Origin of the sequence: uncultured Bacteroides sp., assembly GCF_910578895.1 — a bacterium.
Taxonomy (GTDB): Bacteria; Bacteroidota; Bacteroidia; order Bacteroidales; family Bacteroidaceae; genus Bacteroides.
In genome coordinates this window covers 1-21,785 of record NZ_CAJTSC010000049.1, presented here as the reverse complement: position 1 = coordinate 21,785, position 21,785 = coordinate 1, and the positions used below count along the sequence as shown (strand labels likewise).

Here is a 21,785-nt window from a genome sequence, read left to right as displayed (position 1 = left end):
CGCAACCACTAACAGTAATAAAATAATTCTTATTGTTTTCATAATACAGATGATAAATTAACAACATTCATAAACTTCTAATTTTTAATTATTGAATGGCTCTCCGCCATGAACAACACTCAAACTCACGTAAATGAAACTGAATCTTATTTCGATGGCGAAGAGCCTGATAGCTTCGAAGGTATTTTATTCAATAAATCTTTTCTATTCTTTCGTCATGATTACATCATCCGGAACAGAAAAGCCGACAGGTTACTAACCAATATCAAATATATACTTCATTACTCATCTTACTTCGTGTCTCCACCCTACAATTATAAAATTCCGTCTTTTACCATATTTGGTAGGAACAAACCAGACATTTTTCTTTAATTCCACTTCTATTTCGCGGAAAACAGAAATAGGAATAGAACCATAAGGTGAAAGACTTAAGAACTGATACTCTACATCAGCTATTTTCCCGGTATCAGGGTCAACATACAATATGATACAGAACTCTTGATTTTGTATTAATTGTTTTTGCTCCTGCGAAAAAGCCCCATTGATAATTGAGAAACATTTAGGTTTTGTCCACGAATCATCTTCCAATTGCGTTTCCCGCATATTTTCTTTTGTGGTAATACCTTTACCCGTATATCTATCTACTTGCTTAACGTTAGTAAATCGGTTCTCTACATTATAAAGAGTCACATAATACGCCCCTTCAAGAACATCACACTGATATGTATAACCTTTCTCATAAAACGTCTTATCTACATTATAATAATTGGTTTGTGCAGCTACGATAAGGCTGGCGAACAAACAAAACAGACATATTACAGTTGTTTTCATAATTAGCAATCTTTGGTTATATTTGATAAATTTGTAAAATTAGATAAAATATCACGATTTTTGTCATACGAATACGTATCATATTCATTAAATTCGCTAAATATGGGCAAAACAGTCTGTTCCCAATAAATTTCCAAAGGATCCATCAGAACATCTTCTAACAATTGTCCTTTTTCATCTAAATAAACTTTCAAATTCATAGAAGCCAGTATCCGCTTATCGCCCCCTTTGACACCTTTTCTCCATTCACTTGTTTCATATTCTTCCATTCCTCTTAAATAAAGATAATGTGCATAATGAGTCTCGATTTCAAGGTTCAACATAGCTTTCTTAAAAGAAGCGGCAGATTCCTCTGTCCGTAATTGATAGGCGTGAAATAATTCATGGAAAAGCTCATTACTATCCATTTCTTTATTCCATTTAAGGATATTTGTCTCCGGTCTATATGCAGCATCTTTGTTATCGGAGAACTGAAAAATAATTGTAGCACCATTAAGAGAGTCTAATAAACTATTATATAGTCCAGCTCCCATACATTTCTCTATAATAGAATCAAGTCTAACCTCCAACAATTTCCAATCCTGCTCCGAAAGTTCAGAGTTTTGAAATATATTTTTTGCCTTAAGTGACACAATCTGCGATTCTCCCTCTTCCGGATCAACTCCACCTTCAATATCATCATCGTCTTCTTCTACCCAAACATACTCACAAACTCGTGTATCAATAGGTACTAACACATTTTCACAAATAGGCGGCCTTATCACGGGACCTATTCCGTATTCCTCGTCCCAATCAGTTTCTTCCGGTGCATCTTCACACTCTTCCACATATTCGTAATTGGTTTCGATACGACATTCTTCTTCCCAATAACCACTGCGGGTCATCAGTATCTTCGTATCCTCATCAATCGGGGTTATCTTGCCCACAATCTTGCCATCGCGATACTTCCAGCCGTTTATCATACTGCCGTTCAACTTGAAGAACAACACCTTGCCATCGAAATCCTTTTCGCGATAAAGATACGTGTTCCGACTCATCCGCGTTGTCTTCTTCAGATAATCGTAAGAACCGACAAAGACGGATATGAAACTACGGATGTTTCCGGTCTTCAAATCTTTCAAAATGACTAAATGGGTAGAGTTGCGTAGTTTCTTCTGCATACGTAGTTCATCGAAATGAAGACGGGTATCTTCATCGACAATGATACGGCTAGTCCGCGTCAGGATAGGCATCTGGACTACTTCATAACGCCCACGATTCCGCTCCGTAGCGTTCGCCCACTTGGGCTTAATCAAGGCAGGCATCTCATCGCCGCCACCGGAACGAGTGCTGACAGAAACCACCGGGTCGTAATGCAACTCGTACCACTGACGTGCCACGGATGTGGTCAGCTGTTTGTTACGCTTCGTAGGAGATATGCGGTGAACGCCCTGCTGGACGCTCCACTCTTCTCCATCGTAACAGGCATAGAAGCAAATGCTTAGCAATGCCGACAAGGCAAACAACAGATGTTTGCGCTTAATGTTTTTCATAATTTTTGTTTTTTTGTAATTAAACAATTATTTAATTTACCTTCGAAGGTCTTTTTAAGTTTCAGCCGCAAGATATGAGTATCGAATCCATATACCTTTACTTTCTCCGTCAAGAGTTCTTCTGCTAACCGAAGCGCCTCTTCTTCCCTGCCGAGGTCGTGATAGAGGAAAGCCAACCGACCTCTTGCCGTTTGCATGGCAGGAACCATTTCACCGGCTGTTTTATAGGCTGCTTCCGCCTCGTCATACTCCCTGAGCCGCCGATGTACATCGCCCTTCCATACAAGGTTGGCGGGCGAAGGCCGTACACGAATGCAGGCGTCCAGTTGTTCTTTCAGTAGGCTGTCCTGTTTCTGCCTGTCCAAAAGCCGGCAATAAGCGTATCTGTATGCAGGTTCTCCTGCCATAAACTGCCGGAGTGATGCTATCTCCCGTATATCGACCGTTGGTTGGCGAGCCAAGGACTGCAAACGGTAATAGGCTTGCAGGGTGGAAGCACCAAGGACGCCCAGCAATACCGTTCCCAAAAAGAGGAAAGCGGTAAGCATCCGCGCAAAAGAACGGCGAGCCACCCGTAAGGGCCTGCACTGATTGGCAAGGCAAGCCAATGCCACGGCAGAGAAAGCCATCACCGGAAACACACGCTGTGGATAGGCAAACAGTCCCCAAACAAGCATTGCCAAAAGGATTGCACGCGCCGTACGCGACACCGCATTGTTCCTTGCCGGAAGCTTCATAACCAATCCGACAAACAGCAGGTAGAACAGGATGCCACCAAGCCCGTATTCCACCATTATCCGGACAGGCTCATTAAAAGCCAGATGCGTGTCGCCCGCAAGGTATTTCTCATGCTCAGTGCCTTCCGTAGCCAGATAGCGCGCCTGATAAAACATATAATTGGCAGAGAAGCCGTCTGTTCCAAAGCCGGTCAGCGGCTTCTCCTTTATCATGTGAAAACTTACTTTCCATATAAGAAGCCTGCCGTCGACCGAATGGGGTTTGAAACGATAGCAAGCCAAGGCACACAACAGTAACAGTGCGGGCAAAACGCACAGGATAACCCGGCAGTGCTTCCGGAAAAGAGACGTACACCTGTCCCGGTATTCGTGAAAGAAAGTATACACTACCGAAAAGCCCAAGGCAACCCAAGCGGCACGCGCTTCCGTCAGCAGAAAAACCGGAACTGCCAACAAGACGATTGCCATGATTCCTCTTTTCACTCTTTTACCCAGCATGCGGCGACACGTTCTAATTATGAGAACGGCAACAAGTACACTCAACAACATTGCCACCACACCGGCATAGACAGCCGGATTGTGATAAGGTCCGGTAATCGGAAAATAGGGACTGTGGGAGGGCAACAGCCGGAAATACTGCAAATATCCGTACAAAGAAAGCGGCATGAGCGCCACCGCCACACCGCAAAGAACGATGGACGACTTTATCTTACCCGCCCGGCGAATGCTTACGTAAAGTATCGGCAAACACAAACCGCCCAAACCCTGCAAACCGGGAGACTTCAGATAACAACCTGCCGCAACAACGGCAAGCATCCCTGCAAACAAATCGGGCAACGAGAACCCCGACCCGCCATTCCGTACACAACAAGCCGTATAAAGCCCCACAACCCATATCACCAAACCCATACCTGCAACGGCAGACGAATGTGTGGGATGGCATAATCCACTTATATACACAGACGCACCTACCGGCAGCAACGCCAGCAACACGGACAAACCTGCGATTGAAAAGTCCCTTTTCATCGACAAGCCGTTTCGAGCGTATCAACGTGCAGGAAATACTGCTTGCCATTCTGATAAAAGAAAGGAAGTTCTTCCTTGCCATTTGTCAGGTTACGCAGCCAGTAAAGGAAAGCGACCGGTACATCCGTAAAATCAAGATAATTAGTTTCAGCATATATAATCGGCAGATGTTCCTTCCATTCGCTGCCGTCATAGTACATCAACAAATAACTGTCTCCCGTAATAATCATATTGTTCGCATTCCTCGGAACAAACCGAACGTGTGTAATCTGCACAGGCTCTTTAAAGTCCATACCGATAATAGAGGCGCTCACATAGGTCTCGAAATTCCCATCGAAAGCGTGTGCCGTAGCACCACGGTACTGTATCGGAGTCCCGTGGATACGATATAACGTATCACCCGGTACCGGTACTCTGGCAGTATCCGAAAATACCGGTAAAGGAGTAGGCGACGTGCAGGTATGCGCCGAAGAACGAGGACCCAGAAACTCCATGTGGGCGGTATGCACCTTGCCTCTGTTCAGATTACTGAAATGATAATAACGATACTTTCGAGTATTGTGCAGGTCAACTTCCTGAAGATAGGAGTGCGGCACATAATCCAATGTATGCAACGTGTCGAAATAACGTCTTTTCTTCTCGTGGTCGCTGGCAGTAAATATGGCACCGTTCAGCTGGCGATGCAACGTTTTCAAACGTTTCTTTTCCGGATACTTGCGATATACCCTCATGGTTGTCCGCTGTGTCGTATCGCAAGTTATCGGCATATAACTTATTCCCTCTGCTTTCCTGTTCCAAATTCCGGTATGATAAAGCATACCATCACGTATGGATAACTCTGTTATCTTGTTTTGTCTGTTGACTGTCAGCGGACGGGAAATCACTTCGTGTTCCTTAGCAGCCTGTATCATGAACGGTTCGAGAATAGGAATCATCATATCTCCGTCATAATAGGCGGGAACAAAAAGCATATTGAGCGGAACCTGCTCAAAAACAATCTCTTTCTTACGGTTGTCAACCACTCCCCAACCTACCGGCTGTGGTTCTCCTCGCGTGAGCATACACAGATATACCACCTTGTTGGGAATCTCCTCCTTCAAAGGAAATCTCAATGTAACCGTCTGATGATAACGGAAAGTCTGGTCACTCAACAAAGGAGTAAGAAAAGGAGCAGGAATATATTCGTCATCGCCAGCCATAAAATAAGGTGTGTCTTTCTGTGCACCGAACGTCATGCGATATACTTTGCTTGCATATTGCAAATTTGTTTCCCAATCTTCGCACAAGTTATTTTCCGGAGGAGTATAAGGCATAAGGATGCCGGACGAATCGGGAGAACAGCACCAGAAATGCCTACTGTCTCTCTCTACCCACTTAGGGGTAAATTCATATATGGTAGGGACACCACAAGCACGCAGGATATCACACGTCCAGTTGGTGGTATTCTGACAATCCCAACCCGCCTTTCGCAACAGGAAATCATAGAATATCCCTGCATTCCTTTTCGTTTTAATATAATTATTGAGCCGCCGGCACTTTTCGGTATACACTTTATACCGTTCCAATACCTCGACCGTAGAAATGCTGTCTGCCGGCATCAACCGTTGCCCGAACAGTTGCCGAAGTTCCGAACGTTTATACAATTCAGCATATTCATCCGTAGTCCGATAAGGAAGTATCAGTTCTTTGAAATCTTCAAAACCCATCGTTCGCAATCGAGGAATAGTTTTCCAAATGGCAAATGCCTGTTCTATATTGTCAATCAAATAATCAGCCTTTATACATTCCAAATCACTTTTTACAGTTACCTTTTTAATAACCTCAGGAAGCCGGTCAAAGTATGCAGACATCTCACGAATAACCGAATCATACTTATCATATTTCACAAAGCGCATCTCTGAAATGGGAAGATGAGAAAAAATAGCTTCATAAAGAGAATCTGTTTTCCGAAAATGATTACTATAAGAAGAATCAGGAATTATTTCTTCTTTACTTTGATGATAAGGCATATTGGCTATCAGGAAACATGCCGCTTCAAATTTCCGGCTATCTTTCTGCCTAAAATGATTGAGCACTTGCTCCAACTCGGAGCGGTTATCACCGGAGAGTGCCAACGCCGCTTCCACTTCTCTTGAATAAGGGTGGCAGGACATGACGATTATCAATACGCCTGCCAAAAAGAACATCTGTTTCATGCTTTCAAGTATTAAAATCAAGATTTCAATTATTGATTGCATAAAAGTATGTGAATTGTAAGACTATGAATTGAGAATACTGTTCAAATAGTTGTAAAAAACGGTCTTGGTCAATTTTTACAACTATTTGAACTGTACTTACAAAGGATGACCGGTTATTACAAACAAAAAAGACACCAAGGGCTTAAAAATATGGAAGAAAAAGGCAAAAAGAAGGTAAAAGCCAAAATCGGATATCATTCTGCGGATATCCAAAACGAAGCGCGAAGAATATATCTTAGATTAAATAATCAGAAAAGATTTGTGAAAGACAACAATACAATCCGGCAATCAACTATATAAAGTTTACTTCCGGTGAAATATCCACCCCGAACTTCTCCTTTACCGAAGTTCTGACGGCATCCGACAAAGCAACTACATCTTTTCCAGTTGCACCACCCAGATTTACAAGCACCAAAGCCTGCTTGTCGTGTACGGCGGCAGGTCCTAACGCCTTGCCTTTCCAACCACATTGGTCTATCAACCAGCCGGCAGGAATTTTTACCCGGTCGGCATCCACTTCATAATGAGGCATAGCGGGATATTGGTTCAGCAAAGTTTCGAATTGCACACGCGGAACGATGGGATTCATAAAGAAACTTCCGGCATTGCCCAGCACCCGCGGATCGGGCAGTTTGCTTTCGCGAATATCTATAATCACACGGCGCAAGGTGGATAAGTTTACAGACGGATAGTTGGCAAGTTCCTGGCGGATTGTTCCGTAATCCAATGTATAATGCTCTTGCTTGCTCAGTATGAAATTCACATAAGTCACAAAGACCGACTTCATTTCCGCCTTCTTGAAAAGACTTTTACGGTAGGCGTATTCACATTCATCTTGCCGGTACACACGTTTCTTGCCACAGATGTCTATCGTTTCTACGGATGAAATGAGATCTTTCACTTCCACACCATAGGCACCGATATTCTGCACGGCACTCGCACCTACTTCACCGGGAATCAGCGACAAATTCTCCGCACCATACCAACCCCGCTCTACGCAATAGGCGACAAAATCGTCCCATACCACCCCTGCACCCACACGCACGGACACTTGTTTGTCATCTTCGGCAGTCACTTCCACACCACCAATGCAGGAATGCAATACAATGCCCTCATAATCGCTGATAAAAAGCAGGTTACTGCCGCTTCCTATATGCAAAAAAGGAGAAGTAATACGCCCCTCGGCTATCCATTTCTCCAGTTCCTCTACCGAGTGATATTCTGCATACACGGCAGCTTTCACATCAAATCCGAATGTATTGGGTATTCTCATAAATCTTAAATGCTCGTATCTTCGTATTTATACATTTTCCACTCTCCGCCCCGTCTGCGAAAATAAAAGACATTGGAATATCCGTTGCCAATGCCGTTTACTTTCAGGATTTTCGTATTCGAATTATCCTCATTCTTTTGTCCGTAGTTGATATTGGACAAGTTGTCTACAGGCAACGACGGACGGAAAGCATACCATTGGTTTACATCAAGAGTGGTTTCCAATATGGCAAACTCGTCATCGGGATCAATGGTAACAAACTGCAACGGGTCGGCAATGTGCCGGCTTTGATATAAACTGTCCGTCACGAAGCGGGTATAGAAATCTACAAAATTCTCGTCTTCACCCTCCTCTATTTGACGCAGGTTGATAGCTTCGAGCATCCATACGCCTTTCTTACGCTCGAAGTAATACTTTTTCATCATGCGCGTCTTCAGGTAAATCCACTCCACCTGTACTGACTTCAATGCCGTATCGCCCACCATATCCATATCGTTTTCGTGGTCGAAGAGCAACGTGTAGTAATTTTGCCGGGTAAACAGATAATCGTGTTTCCAGGAACGTTCCTCTATTTTCGAGGGAGTATCCCGGTTATAATAAGGCAAAGGAAAAACTGTCCTCTCCCGCTGTAAAGCCTCATCCGAAGCATAGTTGAAGATGAAATCATCAAACAGTTCGTCCGCTTCCAACGGTTTAGGTTCTTCCTTCACCTCTACCTGTTGCAGCGTATCGGCTTTATGGCTTGCCGAATCCACCATTTCGGTAATGGTAGCAAAGGGATCCATTTTCGTCTTTCTGTTCCCACACGAGAACAGAAAGACGAGTATAAAAACTCCCGTGAATAAATGTCTCATTCCTTACCGCCCCTCTACGGTCATTTATTTAATTTTGCTCTTAGTTTTTCAAGCATATCCACGGTCATAGACTCCAAATCGAACTGTGGCACCCAATCCCACTCGTCACGGGCACAAGAATCGTCTAACGAATCGGGCCAACTGTCGGCAATCGCCTGCTTCAGAGGATCTATCTGATAGGTCATCTCAAAATCGGGCACATGCTTCTTGATAGCGGCATAAATCATTTCCGGATCGAAACTCATGGAAGCAATGTTGAAAGCGTTCCGGTGTTTCAGGCGTGCCGGAGCAGCCTCCATAAGCGAGATAGCCGCATTAATGGCATCGGGCATATACATCATGTCCATAAACGTACCCGCCTTTACGGGGCATACGAACTTCTCACCTTTCACAGCCGAATAGAAGATGTCTACCGCATAGTCCGTCGTACCGCCACCCGGAGGTGTCACGTTGGAGATAATTCCCGGAAACCGCACCGCACGGGTATCCACACCGTATTTCGTATAATAATAATCACTCAGCAATTCAGTCGTCACCTTTGTTACACCGTACATGGTACGCGGACGCTGGATAGTGTCTTGCGGCGTCTGTACATGCGGAGTGTTCTCGCCGAACGAACCGATAGAACTTGGCGTAAACACGGCACAACCGTATTCGCGCGCCACTTCCAACACGTTCCACAATCCGTCTATACCGATTTTCCACGCCATTGCCGGACGGCTTTCGGCAACTACCGACAGCAAAGCGGCCAAATTATATATTGTATCAATCTTGAATTGTCGTGCCACTACTTCAATGGACTGGCGGTCTGTCACATCGGCTATTGCCGAAGGACCCGAGGCTTTTAATTCACCCTGCGGCATAGCGCTCGGAATATATCCGGCTACTACATGGTCATCACCATAGCGCTTACGCAACTCTAAAGTCAACTCTGAGCCAATCTGTCCTGTGGCTCCAATTACCAAAATATTTTTCATACAACTTATTTATAAGGTATTTTTTCATTACCAAGTCGCAAATATACGTACTTTTTTTTCATTTTTCTATCAAAAAGATATTGTTTATTCCAAGAAAAATGATGTCCTTTGTAGAGCTTCAAACAACGATGTATCACTTATAAAAATAGAAAGCTATGTATGGTAAAATGAAAGACCATCTCAGCAAAACTCTTGCTGAAATAAAAGAAGCGGGACTCTATAAAGAGGAACGCCTGATTGAGAGCGCACAACAAGCTGCTATTACCGTAAAAGGCAAGGAAGTGCTGAACTTCTGCGCCAATAATTACTTGGGACTTTCCAATCACCCCCGCCTGATAGCCGCCGCCCGGGAAATAATGGAACGCCGCGGTTACGGCATGTCGTCCGTCCGCTTCATCTGTGGAACACAAGATATCCATAAAGAGCTGGAGGCTGCCATATCCGATTATTTCAAGACGGAAGATACCATTCTTTACGCTGCCTGCTTCGATGCCAACGGCGGCGTATTCGAACCGCTTTTCACTGAAGAGGATGCCATTATCTCCGATTCGTTGAACCACGCTTCCATTATCGACGGTGTACGCCTTTGCAAGGCCAAGCGCTACCGTTATGCCAATGCCGACATGGCAGAACTTGAAAAATGTCTGCAAGAAGCCCAGGCGCAACGCTTCCGCATCATCGTGACGGACGGAGTGTTCTCTATGGATGGCAATGTGGCTCCTATGGATAAAATATGCGACTTGGCAGAGAAATATGATGCATTGGTAATGGTAGATGAATCTCACTCTGCGGGTGTAGTAGGCGCTACGGGACACGGTGTGAGCGAGCTTTATAACACTTACGGACGTGTGGATATCTATACTGGCACATTAGGCAAGGCTTTCGGCGGCGCCTTGGGCGGTTTCACCACCGGACGTAAAGAGATTATCGACCTCTTGCGCCAGCGCAGCCGGCCGTATCTGTTCTCCAATTCATTGGCCCCGGGCATTATCGGTGCCAGTCTCGAAGTGTTCAAGATGCTGAAAGAGAGCAATGCCTTGCACGACAAGTTGGTAGAAAACGTAAACTATTTCCGCGACAAGATGACTGCCGCAGGCTTTGACATCAAGCCTACCCAAAGTGCTATCTGTGCCGTAATGTTGTACGATGCCAAGTTGTCTCAGGTGTATGCGGCACGCATGCAGGAAGAAGGCATCTATGTAACCGGGTTCTACTATCCTGTCGTGCCGAAAGAGCAGGCACGCATCCGCGTACAGATTTCTGCCGGACACGACAAAGAACACTTGGATAAATGCATCGCAGCATTTATAAAGGTAGGAAAAGAATTGGGCGTACTGAAAGGATGAAATAAATAAAAAAACAGGGTGACAAAGCTATTGCCTTGCCACCCTGTCGTTTTATTACCGTATTCTTTTTATTTTCTTTCACCCAGTTTCGCATCCACAAAGAAAATTCCGGTTGCACCGGCTTTCTTCACCATATCTACGATACCGGAAGCAGTAGCTTCTTCTTCTACCTGCTCACGAACAAATCCCCACAAGAAGTCTTGAGAAGCCTTATCTTTTTCAGCAGCAGCTACATCTACAAGCGCATCAATCATCTTTGACACACGGCATTCGTGTTCGTAAACCTGCTCGAATACTTGGAGCGGAGTACCGAAGTCATTGGGAACAACATCAATCTTATCCAATGTAGCCTTACCGCCACGCTTGATGACATACGATGCCAGTTCACAAGCATGTCCGTGTTCTTCAATCGCTTGTTTCTTCAACCAGGAAGCCATGCCACAATAACCCTCTCTATCCATATAGAAGGACATCGCCAAATAAAGGTTGGAAGACCACATTTCAGCCGTAATCTGCTCGTTAATTGCATTCTGTAATTTTTCTGTTATCATAATTATATTTATTAAGTAAATTGAAATGATTACAAATATAACAAGAACACATGAAGTTTGTTTATTCCGATAACATTATTTAGTAAAAAAAGTACAACCGAAGCCAGCCACGAGTTACACTTCCTTTTAAAATCACCTGCAAAACTCATAACTGCCTGCCGTACCTTCGAAAGCAAGAACGCCCTCTGCAGCCCTAACCTCTGTCAGCGGGATAAAGACACGACCATCTTTCTTTATTTGCCAATTACCCGCTTTAAGGTCGGTGATGACAAACTTATACGTACCTGCCCCACTGACAGTGAACGTGAAGTTTTTATACAACAGTTCGCTATTCTTGGCAAAAACAACTACACGGTCCGCCAATTGGACACCTACGATCCGTTCCCCATCAATACGTTGCACGGCATTCAACTTGTCGCATCGGTTGTCAGCAACTTGTATTACATTCAAGAAGTTATCGGTAACCGCAGGGGCAACAGGCGACACCTCTACCCGCCAAGCTCCACGCTCGTTAGCATTATCCAGATATGGAGCCACGGCATCATTGGGATAGTTGGTACCGAACACCCAGTTTTCCTTACCAGAACCACCTACCTTATCAACACGTACATTGTCTGCCTGAGGCAAAAGGACGGTGTTGTGCAACATACCGCTATCACCGTCTTTCGTGCGCCGCACTGTGAAAGCATTCCCCTCAAGCACAGGTTCTTCGATACTGTGCAGCAACCAATATTTACGGAAATCGGGATTAGATGCCGATACCTTGTCATAAACAATCAGTGCAGCAGGCATTTTTTCGGATTTCAGATTAAGAAACACGAAAGAGCGTTTCGCCTCCTTCACCTTACGGGTATATGCCTGGGTTATATCCCCTTTCAGATATGAGTAATCGGGAGTCCGCGAATCAGGACCAAATCCGTGTGCCAACACCTTACCTACCGTATACTCCTCGGTCAAAAGGCTGTCAAGCGAATTACAGGTTTTCCAACCGTCACCACACATACGTTGCCCACCATCGTTGGACGCGAAGCGGGTCTTTGCACCACCACCGTAGTTCCAGCAACCGAACTGTTCATCAGGATTGTACACCAGCAATGAGTTATGTGCAATGGTACGTTTGAAGTAGTTCTTATTGTTAGGACTGTTGTATCCTCCCGAACTGCCACTATAAGCACCGGCATCAATGGCAAGAGGACCTTTATAGTAAATCTGAAAACCGCCCCCGTCCATGTGCTGATGATTACCTACGAACTGCTCGTTGATTTTCATTTCGGCTATCACGCTATTGGCATCCCATCCCGTACGAGCAATCATCCAACCGTAGGGAGTACCGGAATAACGTGTCAAAGGAAGACTATCGGGAGTTTTCCCTTTCAGACTATAGTCGCGCCACAACAAATCGTATATCAGGCAATGATTCATGGACTCATTGCCCGACTTATCCAAATGGGGATTACGTTCAAACTCATACGCCAGATATTCGTCTTTATAGTAACTGGAAGCCAAAAACATGGGCACCGGCATGGTAAGCTGCGTTGCAGGACGGTTCTGCGGATAGTCATCGCCCGAAGGCAACAGTACTCCATCGGGACGCCGACGATAGATTATGTCGTAGAGAACGAACCTCGCAGAAGCATCGTAGATACTGCCGGCTCCCATTTTATCTAAAATCCACAATGGAAAAAGGTCACAGGCAAAGCGAACATGTATATAATTTGTACCCTGATGATAGTTCTGCCCTCCGTAGAAATAGTTGCGTGCCGGAATATAATCGCGATATAGCATGGTAATGACATGATTATACATATCGGGGTATTCATCGTAAATGGCAATACCTGCCGACAGCATATCGCGCATAATCATCCACTCCGACGGATGTCCCGCTATAGGCTGATTATTGTGTGGCGGATAACCACATTCCATACTCTTAGCCAAGCGGATGAACTCCTTGACATAAGCTTGTTTCTCGGAACTCTTCATTTGGTCGTAGCACCAGTCATACACCATAGCGCCCGTTATCAGCATGGCTCCACTGGCTCTCGACAAATCGGCACGGGTGCCAAAGGAGGCACGCTGCAAAGTATCGAGCATGGCAGTAATTGCCTTACGTGCCAGGCGCTTATCACCTTCCAGTAAATAATCAAGGGCTTGCAACTGTGCCCGCGTGGTAACGCCACGCATCTCGTAGTAGTAGCGGAAACCACGGTTTGTAACAGCAGCTTCTTCGGCAGAGGTACGGTCCTTGCCCAACTCTTTCATGAGTGCGCGAGTCTGTTGCGCCTGAGGGGTTTTCATACGTTCTCTCAAAGCGGGCAAATCGGACGAACGAACATACAGACGAGGGTGTGTTTGAGGAGGAATCGGTACATTAACCCCTTCTACCTCTTGCCAAACTACTTCTTTCGGTAATTCTTGCGCCGAAAGAGTCAATAAATTTATTATCAGACTAATTGAAAATAAAATTGATTTGTGTTTCATAATGGAATTTACATCGAATGTTAGTGGCGTAAAAATACAATAAAAAAAGTAAGTAGCAATAAAAGTAAAAGAGTTTATAGAGTATTAATAGCCATCACATTACAACTTTATTTTTGTTTATCCTAAATAACCCCGTACTATATAGTCGATACGGTAATACCGTACCCCAGATAAAGTAACACTGTACCTACAATAAAGCGACGCTGTACTCATGGTAAAGCAACGGAACACCACAATAAGCCAACAATTTAATGCCGATAATTTTTCAATTTATCTGAAATAAAAAGAAATAGAGTATATTAAAATTCCGGTTGATATATCGTTCTGTCATTCCAAACAAGCAACCTCTTCGTTGCAAACTCTTCTGAATAACAGAACGATATATCAACCGGAATTTCAGTATCTCCGTTTAAGGATTTTTATAACGTTTCCATACGTCTATACTAACTCATCCGATGTATAGCCTTGCGGCAACTCACGACAATTATAGCCTGAGGCCATAATTTCTCCATAAGCTCCGGCAGAACGAAGGGCGATAAGGTCGCCGCGTTTCACCTCGTTCAGGTCGACAGCCTTGCCAAAGACATCGGACGACTCGCAAATAGGACCTACCACATCATAAGTCTGTTGCGGAGCATCGGAAGTGATGTTCTCTATCTTGTGAAATGCCTGGTAGAGTGCAGGACGAATCAAATCCGTCATACCCGCATCAAGAATAGCGAACTGTTTGTTAGTGCCATGCTTTACATACAGCACTTTCGAGATAAGCGAACCGCACTGACCTACCACCGAACGTCCCAACTCAAAATGAAGCGTCTGGTAAGAACGGAGTTTCAAGCAATTGTCGTAAGTTTCGAAATAACTCTTGAAGTCGGGCACGGGCTGACGGTTGGGATGTCCGTAATCTATACCAAGACCACCACCCACGTTGACGTGTTCAATGCGTATCTGGCGAGCCTCAAGCTTATCCAGTAACTCGTTGACCCGATTACATAATGCTACAAAATCGCCCATATCCAATATTTGCGAACCTATATGGAAGTGCAGTCCTATGAACTTGATGTTCTTCATCTCTTGTGCCACGTCTATCACATGATCCATATCCTGCATGCTGATGCCGAATTTGTTTTCCGCCAAACCGGTAGTGATGTTGGCATGGGTATGCGCGCCTACATTGGGATTGATACGAAAAGCAACATTTGCCACCTTGCCTTTAGCGCCCGCCAACTCATTGATGATTTCCAACTCGGGGACGGACTCTACATTAAAACAGAATATATCGTAATCCAATCCGAGATTTATCTCCCAATCTGCCTTACCCACACCGGCAAACACAATCTTATCGGCAGGAAAACCCGCCTTGATTGCCGCACGGATTTCACCGCCGCTCACGCAGTCCGCTCCCATTCCGCTTTCGCGGATAATGGTAAGCACTTTAGGGTTAGCATTGGCTTTTACCGCATAATGCACCGAATAGTTATCATATCGAGCCGCTTCGGTACGGATACATGCAAGAGTATCGCGCAGCACTTTCGTATCGTAGTAATAAAACGGAGTACGCAATTCGCGGAATTTATCAATAGGAAATATTCCTTTCATATAATATAATATGTAATCTTTGGTTTAGTGAAAAAAGTGAAGAAGGTGCTTTATATTTTTCAGGCACGGAGTACATGGGTTTCACGGCTTCTTCTTATTTACTTATCCGTGAGATCCGCGCAATCCATGCCTGAATTTATAAAGAGATATCTTATTCCTCGTTGAACAGCGCATCGCTGAGCGACTGCAAAGCCTGTTTCTTATCGCATTCGCGAATAAGGAAAGAGATATTGTAGTTGCTGCCACCGAAAGAAATCATACGCACCGGTATATCGCGCATGGCATCGAGTGCCTTCGCTTCGAAGCCGACATTCTCCCATTCAAGGTCGCCTACCACACAGATGATACACATCTCTTTATCTACCGTCACCGTACCGTATTTCTTCAAATCATCCAAAATCTCATTCAGGTGCTTGGTGTTGTCAATAGAAACGGACACACCTACCTCGGACGTACAAATCATGTCGATAGAAGTCTGGTAACTTTCAAAGATTTCGAATACCTTGCGCAAGAAACCATGAGCAAGCAGCATGCGGCTGGATTTGATTTTAATAGCTGTAATATTGTCCTTAGCCGCTACTGCCTTGATTTTGCCTTTCTCCGTTTCGTTGGAAATAAGCGTGCCCGGAGCAGTTGGGTCCATTGTGTTGAGCAGGCGCACAGGGATATTGGCGTACTTGGCAGGTTGGATACAGGTGGGATGCAGAATTTTAGCACCGAAGTATGCCAGTTCGGCCGCTTCTTCAAAATGCAGGTGGCGCACCGGAGAGGTTTTGTCCACAATACGGGGATCGTTGTTGTGCATGCCATCAATGTCCGTCCATATCTGGATTTCGGAAGCATTGACAGCAGCTCCTATCAAAGAAGCCGTGTAATCGCTACCGCCACGTTGCAGGTTATCTACCTCGCCGTAAGCATTGCGGCAGATGAAACCTTGCGTTATATAAATATCAGAATCGGGATGCAGTTCGAGTTGAACCTGAAGTTTATCTTTAATATACACAGGATCGGGCTCCGCATTCTTGTCCGTACGCATATATTCTAAAGCCGGAAGCAAAACCGATTTCACACCGCATTCCTGCAAATAGTAGTTCATCATGGCAGTGGAAATCAACTCGCCTTGTGCCAACACTACCTTTTCCTCAAACAGTGTAAAGAGGTCTTTGGTGTAAGAACGGATATAGTCGAAATGAGATTTGATAAGTTCCAGCCCCTTCTGTTTATATTCGGGAGTGGCATAGAGTTCATCAATGTGCTGGCGATATTTCGCTTCCAGCCTGTTGATAATCTCGTTAGCACCTTCCGGATTTTTCTTGTACAGATAGTCCGAAATCTCAACCAATGTGTTTGTGGTACCCGACATGGCAGAGAGAACCACAATCTTACGTTCACCATCGGCAATCAATTTGGCTACTTCCTTAATTCGCTGAGCCGAACCTACTGAAGTACCTCCAAACTTTAAAACTTTCATTTTCGTTCCTGTATTAAAATGTTATATAATTTTGTTTATTCTTCTATTGTTGACGGCGCTATGGAGTATTGCCCCGTTACATCCGTTATCAAATGGTCGGCACAACGATATACGCGTCCCGGATACTCCCAAAGCAACTGCATGTTGTGCGTAGTCATAATGACAAGCGAACCTGCCGCACTGATACTATGCAAAAGCCGGGTTATGGCAAAGCCTGTCTCCACATCCAAGTTTCCCGTAGGTTCATCGGCAAGAATCACTTCCGGAGAGTTGAGCATGGCACGCGCTATCACAATACGTTGCTGTTCCCCCCCCGACAGTTCATTAGGGTATTTATACCCCTTATTGCTCATGCCTACCAGTTGCAATACTTCATCGATTCGTTCCTTTATCTCTCCCTTGTTTTTCCATCCGGTGGCACGAAGCACAAATTCAAGGTTGTCGTACACCGTACGGTCGGTAAGCAGTTGGAAATCCTGAAAGACAATACCTAACTTACGGCGCAACTGCGGAACATGCTTGCGTTTGATATGCAACATATCATATCCCAGTACCTCGGCTTCACCCGCCGCAACATCCAGTTCGCCGTAAAAAGTCTTAAGCAGGCTCGTCTTGCCCGAACCGACTTTACCGATAAGGTAAACAAACTCTCCCTTGTGCAGTTCCAAGTTCACATCGTTCAACACACACAGTTCCTGCTGGTGTATCTCCACATCTTTATATCGTATCAGCGTTTCAGCGTCCATTCCCGCTTTTATTTTTAACCTTTAATTATCAGTGTTTTTTCCAACTCGCACTATGGCGTTCTTCCAACTCACGCGCCAAATCTTCGATACGATAGCCTTTAGAGGTCAGCAGTACGATGAGGTGGTACAACAAGTCAGCCCCTTCGTATATCAAGCGTTCATCAGTACCATTGCAAGCTTCAATAACCGTCTCAACCGCCTCTTCGCCTACCTTCTGCGCCATTTTGTTGACACCGGACTGAAACAGGCTGGTAGTGTAAGAGCCTTCCGGCATTTCGGCATGACGCTTGTCAATGAAGTCCTGAAGAAGTTTCAGAAACATAACGGGCTGTTCGTTCTTCTCGCCCCAGCAAGTATCCGTGCCTGTGTGGCAAACCGGTCCTACCGGATGTACCTGGATAAGCAACGTGTCCTTATCGCAATCTTCCTTTATGGAAACTACATTCAGAAAATTGCCACTCTCCTCTCCTTTGGTCCAAAGGCGGTTCTTGGTACGGCTAAAGAAAGTCACCTTACCGGTTTCCACCGTCTTGTCGTATGCTTCCTTGTTCATGAAACCCAACATCAGCACCTTTGCTGTATCAGCATCTTGTATGATTGCCGGAACGAGTCCGTTCATTTTGTCAAAGTCCAACATCTTTATATATATTATTAGGTATAATCACTTTATCGCCTTATCACTTCTCCCAACCATTGTTTTCAAATTTGGCGCATTGCGATTCCTTGCGCGCAAAGATACGATTTTAAATCGGGAATTTTAATTTCTCCGAAATGAAAAACACTGGCAGCCAAAGCCGCATCTGCCTTTCCTTCCAGAAAGACATCACGGAAATGTTCTTTCGCACCTGCTCCGCCGGATGCGATAACAGGTATGGAAAGCCTGTCGGCAAGGGTGGCAAGGGCTTCATTAGCGTATCCGGTCTTTACGCCGTCATGGTTCATGCTGGTAAAAAGCACCTCGCCCGCACCACGTTCCTGCGCTTCTTTTGTCCAAGAAAAAAGTTCTTTATCCGTCTCCACACGCCCGCCGTTAAGGTAGCACCACCAGCCTTTTTCCGTCTGCTTGGCATCGACCGCCAACACACAGACTTGCGAACCAAAATGCTTGGCAATCTCATCAATCAATCCTGGATGACGAATGGCAGAAGAGTTGATAGATATTTTGTCTGCACCGGCATTCAGCAGCCGGTCCACATCGCTTAACTCATGGATTCCACCACCTACCGTAAAAGGTATGCTGATATTGGAAGCAATGCGCTTCACTAATTCGGCAAACGTCTTACGTCCCTCGAAACTTGCCGTAATATCCAAAAAGACCAATTCATCGGCACCTTGCTCGCTATAAGCACGCGCCAAATCAACCGGGTCGCCTGCACAACGCAAGTTTACGAAATTAGTTCCTTTTACGGTCTGCCCGTCTTTGATATCAAGACAGGGAATAATTCTTTTTGCTAACATTCTTCTTTATTTTAAATTTTAGATTTCCGATTTGGTATGACATTTGAATTTGAAATCTAAAATCTTAAATCATAATCCTTTCCAGTTCCTTAAAAGTTATACATCCTTCATACAGCGCCTTACCAAAAATGACGGCAGGCACACCCGCAGTTTCCAACCGACGAATATCATCGACACAACTCACTCCGCCGCTGGCTATGAGGTAGAGGTCGGGATGCGTTTCCAGTATTTCTTTATAAAGAGGTATGGAAGGACCTTGCAACATACCATCACAACTGATGTCCGTACAAACAACCTTGCGGATACCTTTCCCTACATAATCTTTCAAAAAAGGAAACAGTTCGCAAGCACTCTCGTCTTTCCAACCGTTGACAGCTATCTTATAGTCTTTGACATCCGCACCCAGAATAATTTTTTCAGAACCGTATGTCTGCAACCAGTGGCAGAAACGCTCCGGGTTCTTTACGGCAATACTGCCGCCCGTTACCATTTGCGCACCGCTCTCAAAGGCAATGACTAAATCTTCATCGCTTTTCAACCCGCCGCCGAAGTCTATAACCAAAGAAGTGCGGGAAGCAATCTGCTCCAGTACGCGGTAATTCACCACATGATGGGAAGCGGCTCCGTCAAGGTCTACCACATGAAGACGGCGGATGCCATGCGCTTCAAGTTCCTTAGCCACCTCTACAGGGTTCTCGTTATACACTATCTTACTACCATAGTCACCCTGAGAAAGGCGTACGCACTTTCCATCGATGATATCAATAGCGGGAATTAATTCTATCATTTGACTAATTGCGAATTATGAATTTTGAATTATCAGGCAGCAAACCCTTTTACCTATAAGTCCAGAAAATTCTGCAGGATACGTTCGCCTACGCTTCCACTCTTTTCGGGATGGAATTGAGTGGCGTAGTAGTTATCCTTATGCAAAGCGGCACTGAACGGAAGTATATAATCCGTTACGGCAGCCGTATAACTGTTGACCGGAACGTAAAAGCTATGTACAAAATAGACAAACTCTTCCTTTGAAAATCCTTTGAAAAGGGCACTGTCAGTCTGCGTAATCGTATTCCAACCCATATGAGGCACTTTATCCTCATGCCTTTGCGAGACAAAACGTTTCACATCGGTATCGAAAATCCCGAGACAGTCCACATTTCCTTCTTCCGAATGGCGACACATCAACTGCATGCCCAAACAGATGCCCAATACCGGTTGGCGCAATTCCTTTATCAATCGGCCCATCCCCTCGGCATTCAGAAAATTCATGGTGGTTTCCGCCTCTCCCACTCCGGGAAAAATAACTTTATCCGCAGCACGCAACACCGTTTCATCTGCCGTAATCTCAGCCTCAACACCCAAACGTTTCAGCGCATAATCCACCGAACGGATATTACCGGCATTATATTTGACAACTGCAACCTTCATCCATCAACTGATTAATTAAATATTACGGTCTTGTTCTTATACGCCAACACCTTGCGTTCGATATGTTTCTGAACGGCACGCGAAAGGACTATCTTCTCCAAATCCTTGCCTTTATTCACCAAGTCCTGTACAGTATCTTTATGAGTGATGCGCACTACATCCTGTTCGATAATAGGTCCCGCGTCCAGTTCCGTAGTAACGTAATGGCTGGTGGCACCGATAATCTTCACACCACGTTCGAACGCTGCATGATAGGGTTTTGCCCCTACAAACGCCGGAAGGAAAGAATGGTGGATATTAATAATGCGGTTAGGGTAAGCATCTATCATTTTCTCGGAAATGACCTGCATGTAACGCGCCAATACGATAAAATTTACTTTATACTTGGCGAGCAGCTCCATTTCTTTCTTCTCCTGTTCCTCTTTTGTCTCCTTTGTAATAGGAAAAAGGTAGAAAGGTATGCCGAAACGTTCTGCCACGTGCTGCAAATCCGGATGATTACTTATTATAAGAGGTATCTCCACATTCCATTCACCTGCCGTATAACGTGCCAGCAGATCAAACAGGCAATGCGACATCTTTGACACAAAAATAGCCATACGCGGTTTTGTATCCGAAAAGTAAAGACGGAAATTCATCCCGTATTTCTGCGCATACAACGTCTCAAAATAATCCTCTATTTTCTCCTGAGGAACCAGAAAGTTTTCCAATTCCCACTCAATACGCATGAAAAAAATGTTCTCTACGTGGTCCACATACTGATCCAAATAGATAATATTACCCTTGTTCACCGTTATAAAGTCTGTTACTTCTGCCAAGATACCCGGCTTATCGGGACAGTGAAGTAACAGTTTTGCCGTTTTCATCATCCTAAAATCTCTTTTTATAGTTTTCTAATTACAACATTCTTGTTTTGAGTTCGCAAAAATAACGATTTATTGCAAAACAACGAACATTTCAAGCATAAAGTTTAAAAGTAGGCGCGATTTGTTTCGTTTTCTCTATATACAAATTCCCAATCAAACACTAAATACTACCTAAATGTTATACAAACAATATCCTAAATAGTTGTTAAATCACAAAATTTCCATTTCTCTCAACAATCTATATATGAGAGCATAAAGTACACACACGCCAAAATCCTCAAAAAAAAGTTTGCCACAGCTATTGCAGATTCAAAAAAAACGCCTACCTTTGCAACCGCAATCGAGAGAGATAGCAATGATAAAATGAAATCA

General features: G+C 44.6%; 18 protein-coding genes. 1 reads left to right on the top strand and 17 read right to left on the bottom strand.

Annotated elements, in window-relative coordinates; genetic code table 11:
• Nucleotides 1-285: 285 nt before the first annotated feature.
• From QZ327_RS11480 to QZ327_RS11450, 7 genes are all read right to left on the bottom strand, one after another.
• Nucleotides 286-831 carry a DUF5043 domain-containing protein gene (locus tag QZ327_RS11480; protein ID WP_294619425.1) on the bottom strand — a complete coding sequence of 182 codons (546 nt, stop codon included), beginning with the start codon at nt 829-831 and terminating at the stop codon, nt 286-288.
• A 2-nt stretch (nt 832-833) separates the two neighbouring features.
• Nucleotides 834-2,363: a hypothetical protein gene (locus QZ327_RS11475; protein WP_294619423.1), complete on the bottom strand. Its 1,530-nt coding sequence runs from the start codon at nt 2,361-2,363 to the stop codon at nt 834-836.
• Nucleotides 2,360-4,126: an O-antigen ligase gene (locus QZ327_RS11470; protein ID WP_294619421.1), complete on the bottom strand. Its 1,767-nt coding sequence runs from the start codon at nt 4,124-4,126 to the stop codon at nt 2,360-2,362. The genes QZ327_RS11475 and QZ327_RS11470 overlap by 4 nt, the downstream gene beginning before the upstream one ends.
• Nucleotides 4,123-6,321 (bottom strand): discoidin domain-containing protein, encoded by a 2,199-nt coding sequence (locus tag QZ327_RS11465; protein WP_294619419.1) that lies wholly within the window; start codon nt 6,319-6,321, stop codon nt 4,123-4,125. The genes QZ327_RS11470 and QZ327_RS11465 overlap by 4 nt, the downstream gene beginning before the upstream one ends.
• A gap of 334 nt (nt 6,322-6,655) precedes the next feature.
• Nucleotides 6,656-7,636 (bottom strand): UDP-N-acetylmuramate dehydrogenase, encoded by a 981-nt coding sequence (murB, locus tag QZ327_RS11460; protein ID WP_294619417.1) that lies wholly within the window; start codon nt 7,634-7,636, stop codon nt 6,656-6,658.
• A 5-nt stretch (nt 7,637-7,641) separates the two neighbouring features.
• Nucleotides 7,642-8,490: a DUF4348 domain-containing protein gene (locus tag QZ327_RS11455; RefSeq protein WP_294619415.1), complete on the bottom strand. Its 849-nt coding sequence runs from the start codon at nt 8,488-8,490 to the stop codon at nt 7,642-7,644.
• 20 nt (nt 8,491-8,510) lie between these two features.
• Nucleotides 8,511-9,467 (bottom strand): NAD-dependent epimerase/dehydratase family protein, encoded by a 957-nt coding sequence (locus QZ327_RS11450; protein ID WP_294619413.1) that lies wholly within the window; start codon nt 9,465-9,467, stop codon nt 8,511-8,513.
• 155 nt (nt 9,468-9,622) lie between these two features.
• On the opposite strand from QZ327_RS11450, the gene kbl reads away from it, so the two are divergent.
• Nucleotides 9,623-10,813, top strand: coding sequence for a glycine C-acetyltransferase (gene kbl / locus QZ327_RS11445; RefSeq protein WP_294619411.1), 1,191 nt, complete (start codon nt 9,623-9,625; stop codon nt 10,811-10,813).
• Nucleotides 10,814-10,881: 68 nt separating this feature from the next.
• On the opposite strand, the gene QZ327_RS11440 is transcribed toward kbl, so the two are convergent.
• The 10 genes from QZ327_RS11440 to purU form a co-directional block, all read right to left on the bottom strand.
• Nucleotides 10,882-11,364: a ferritin gene (locus tag QZ327_RS11440; RefSeq protein WP_294619409.1), complete on the bottom strand. Its 483-nt coding sequence runs from the start codon at nt 11,362-11,364 to the stop codon at nt 10,882-10,884.
• Nucleotides 11,365-11,496: 132 nt separating this feature from the next.
• Nucleotides 11,497-13,842 carry a heparin/heparin-sulfate lyase HepB gene (gene hepB / locus QZ327_RS11435; RefSeq protein ID WP_366143352.1) on the bottom strand — a complete coding sequence of 782 codons (2,346 nt, stop codon included), beginning with the start codon at nt 13,840-13,842 and terminating at the stop codon, nt 11,497-11,499.
• 438 nt (nt 13,843-14,280) lie between these two features.
• Nucleotides 14,281-15,441 carry a diaminopimelate decarboxylase gene (gene lysA, locus QZ327_RS11430; protein ID WP_294619405.1) on the bottom strand — a complete coding sequence of 387 codons (1,161 nt, stop codon included), beginning with the start codon at nt 15,439-15,441 and terminating at the stop codon, nt 14,281-14,283.
• Nucleotides 15,442-15,592: 151 nt separating this feature from the next.
• Complete coding sequence (locus QZ327_RS11425) at nt 15,593-16,912, bottom strand: aspartate kinase (protein ID WP_294619403.1); 1,320 nt, start codon at nt 16,910-16,912, stop codon at nt 15,593-15,595.
• 35 nt (nt 16,913-16,947) lie between these two features.
• Entirely contained in the window at nt 16,948-17,658 is a 711-nt protein-coding gene (locus QZ327_RS11420) for a cell division ATP-binding protein FtsE (RefSeq protein WP_294619401.1), read from the bottom strand.
• Nucleotides 17,659-17,686: 28 nt separating this feature from the next.
• Entirely contained in the window at nt 17,687-18,295 is a 609-nt protein-coding gene (gene hisIE, locus QZ327_RS11415) for a bifunctional phosphoribosyl-AMP cyclohydrolase/phosphoribosyl-ATP diphosphatase HisIE (protein ID WP_294619399.1), read from the bottom strand.
• A 62-nt stretch (nt 18,296-18,357) separates the two neighbouring features.
• Nucleotides 18,358-19,116, bottom strand: coding sequence for an imidazole glycerol phosphate synthase subunit HisF (gene hisF, locus QZ327_RS11410; protein WP_294619397.1), 759 nt, complete (start codon nt 19,114-19,116; stop codon nt 18,358-18,360).
• A gap of 64 nt (nt 19,117-19,180) precedes the next feature.
• Nucleotides 19,181-19,903, bottom strand: coding sequence for a 1-(5-phosphoribosyl)-5-[(5-phosphoribosylamino)methylideneamino]imidazole-4-carboxamide isomerase (gene hisA, locus QZ327_RS11405; protein WP_294619396.1), 723 nt, complete (start codon nt 19,901-19,903; stop codon nt 19,181-19,183).
• A 53-nt stretch (nt 19,904-19,956) separates the two neighbouring features.
• Nucleotides 19,957-20,547, bottom strand: a complete 591-nt coding sequence (hisH, locus tag QZ327_RS11400) for an imidazole glycerol phosphate synthase subunit HisH (RefSeq protein ID WP_294619394.1) — start codon at nt 20,545-20,547, stop codon at nt 19,957-19,959.
• Nucleotides 20,548-20,558: 11 nt separating this feature from the next.
• A complete protein-coding gene (purU, locus tag QZ327_RS11395; protein ID WP_294619392.1) occupies nt 20,559-21,416 on the bottom strand; it encodes a formyltetrahydrofolate deformylase in 858 nt (285 codons plus the stop codon).
• Between the last annotated feature and the right edge of the window lie 369 nt (nt 21,417-21,785).

Coding starts and splice junctions, on each gene's coding strand:
- QZ327_RS11480 (WP_294619425.1), bottom strand. CDS start 831: ATGAAAACAACTGTAATATGTCTGTTTTGTTTGTTCGCCAGCCTTATC.
- QZ327_RS11475 (WP_294619423.1), bottom strand. CDS start 2,363: ATGAAAAACATTAAGCGCAAACATCTGTTGTTTGCCTTGTCGGCATTG.
- QZ327_RS11470 (WP_294619421.1), bottom strand. CDS start 4,126: ATGAAAAGGGACTTTTCAATCGCAGGTTTGTCCGTGTTGCTGGCGTTG.
- QZ327_RS11465 (WP_294619419.1), bottom strand. CDS start 6,321: ATGAAACAGATGTTCTTTTTGGCAGGCGTATTGATAATCGTCATGTCC.
- murB (WP_294619417.1), bottom strand. CDS start 7,636: ATGAGAATACCCAATACATTCGGATTTGATGTGAAAGCTGCCGTGTAT.
- QZ327_RS11455 (WP_294619415.1), bottom strand. CDS start 8,490: ATGAGACATTTATTCACGGGAGTTTTTATACTCGTCTTTCTGTTCTCG.
- QZ327_RS11450 (WP_294619413.1), bottom strand. CDS start 9,467: ATGAAAAATATTTTGGTAATTGGAGCCACAGGACAGATTGGCTCAGAG.
- kbl (WP_294619411.1), top strand. CDS start 9,623: ATGTATGGTAAAATGAAAGACCATCTCAGCAAAACTCTTGCTGAAATA.
- QZ327_RS11440 (WP_294619409.1), bottom strand. CDS start 11,364: ATGATAACAGAAAAATTACAGAATGCAATTAACGAGCAGATTACGGCT.
- hepB (WP_366143352.1), bottom strand. CDS start 13,842: ATGAAACACAAATCAATTTTATTTTCAATTAGTCTGATAATAAATTTA.
- lysA (WP_294619405.1), bottom strand. CDS start 15,441: ATGAAAGGAATATTTCCTATTGATAAATTCCGCGAATTGCGTACTCCG.
- QZ327_RS11425 (WP_294619403.1), bottom strand. CDS start 16,912: ATGAAAGTTTTAAAGTTTGGAGGTACTTCAGTAGGTTCGGCTCAGCGA.
- QZ327_RS11420 (WP_294619401.1), bottom strand. CDS start 17,658: ATGGACGCTGAAACGCTGATACGATATAAAGATGTGGAGATACACCAG.
- hisIE (WP_294619399.1), bottom strand. CDS start 18,295: ATGTTGGACTTTGACAAAATGAACGGACTCGTTCCGGCAATCATACAA.
- hisF (WP_294619397.1), bottom strand. CDS start 19,116: ATGTTAGCAAAAAGAATTATTCCCTGTCTTGATATCAAAGACGGGCAG.
- hisA (WP_294619396.1), bottom strand. CDS start 19,903: ATGATAGAATTAATTCCCGCTATTGATATCATCGATGGAAAGTGCGTA.
- hisH (WP_294619394.1), bottom strand. CDS start 20,547: ATGAAGGTTGCAGTTGTCAAATATAATGCCGGTAATATCCGTTCGGTG.
- purU (WP_294619392.1), bottom strand. CDS start 21,416: ATGATGAAAACGGCAAAACTGTTACTTCACTGTCCCGATAAGCCGGGT.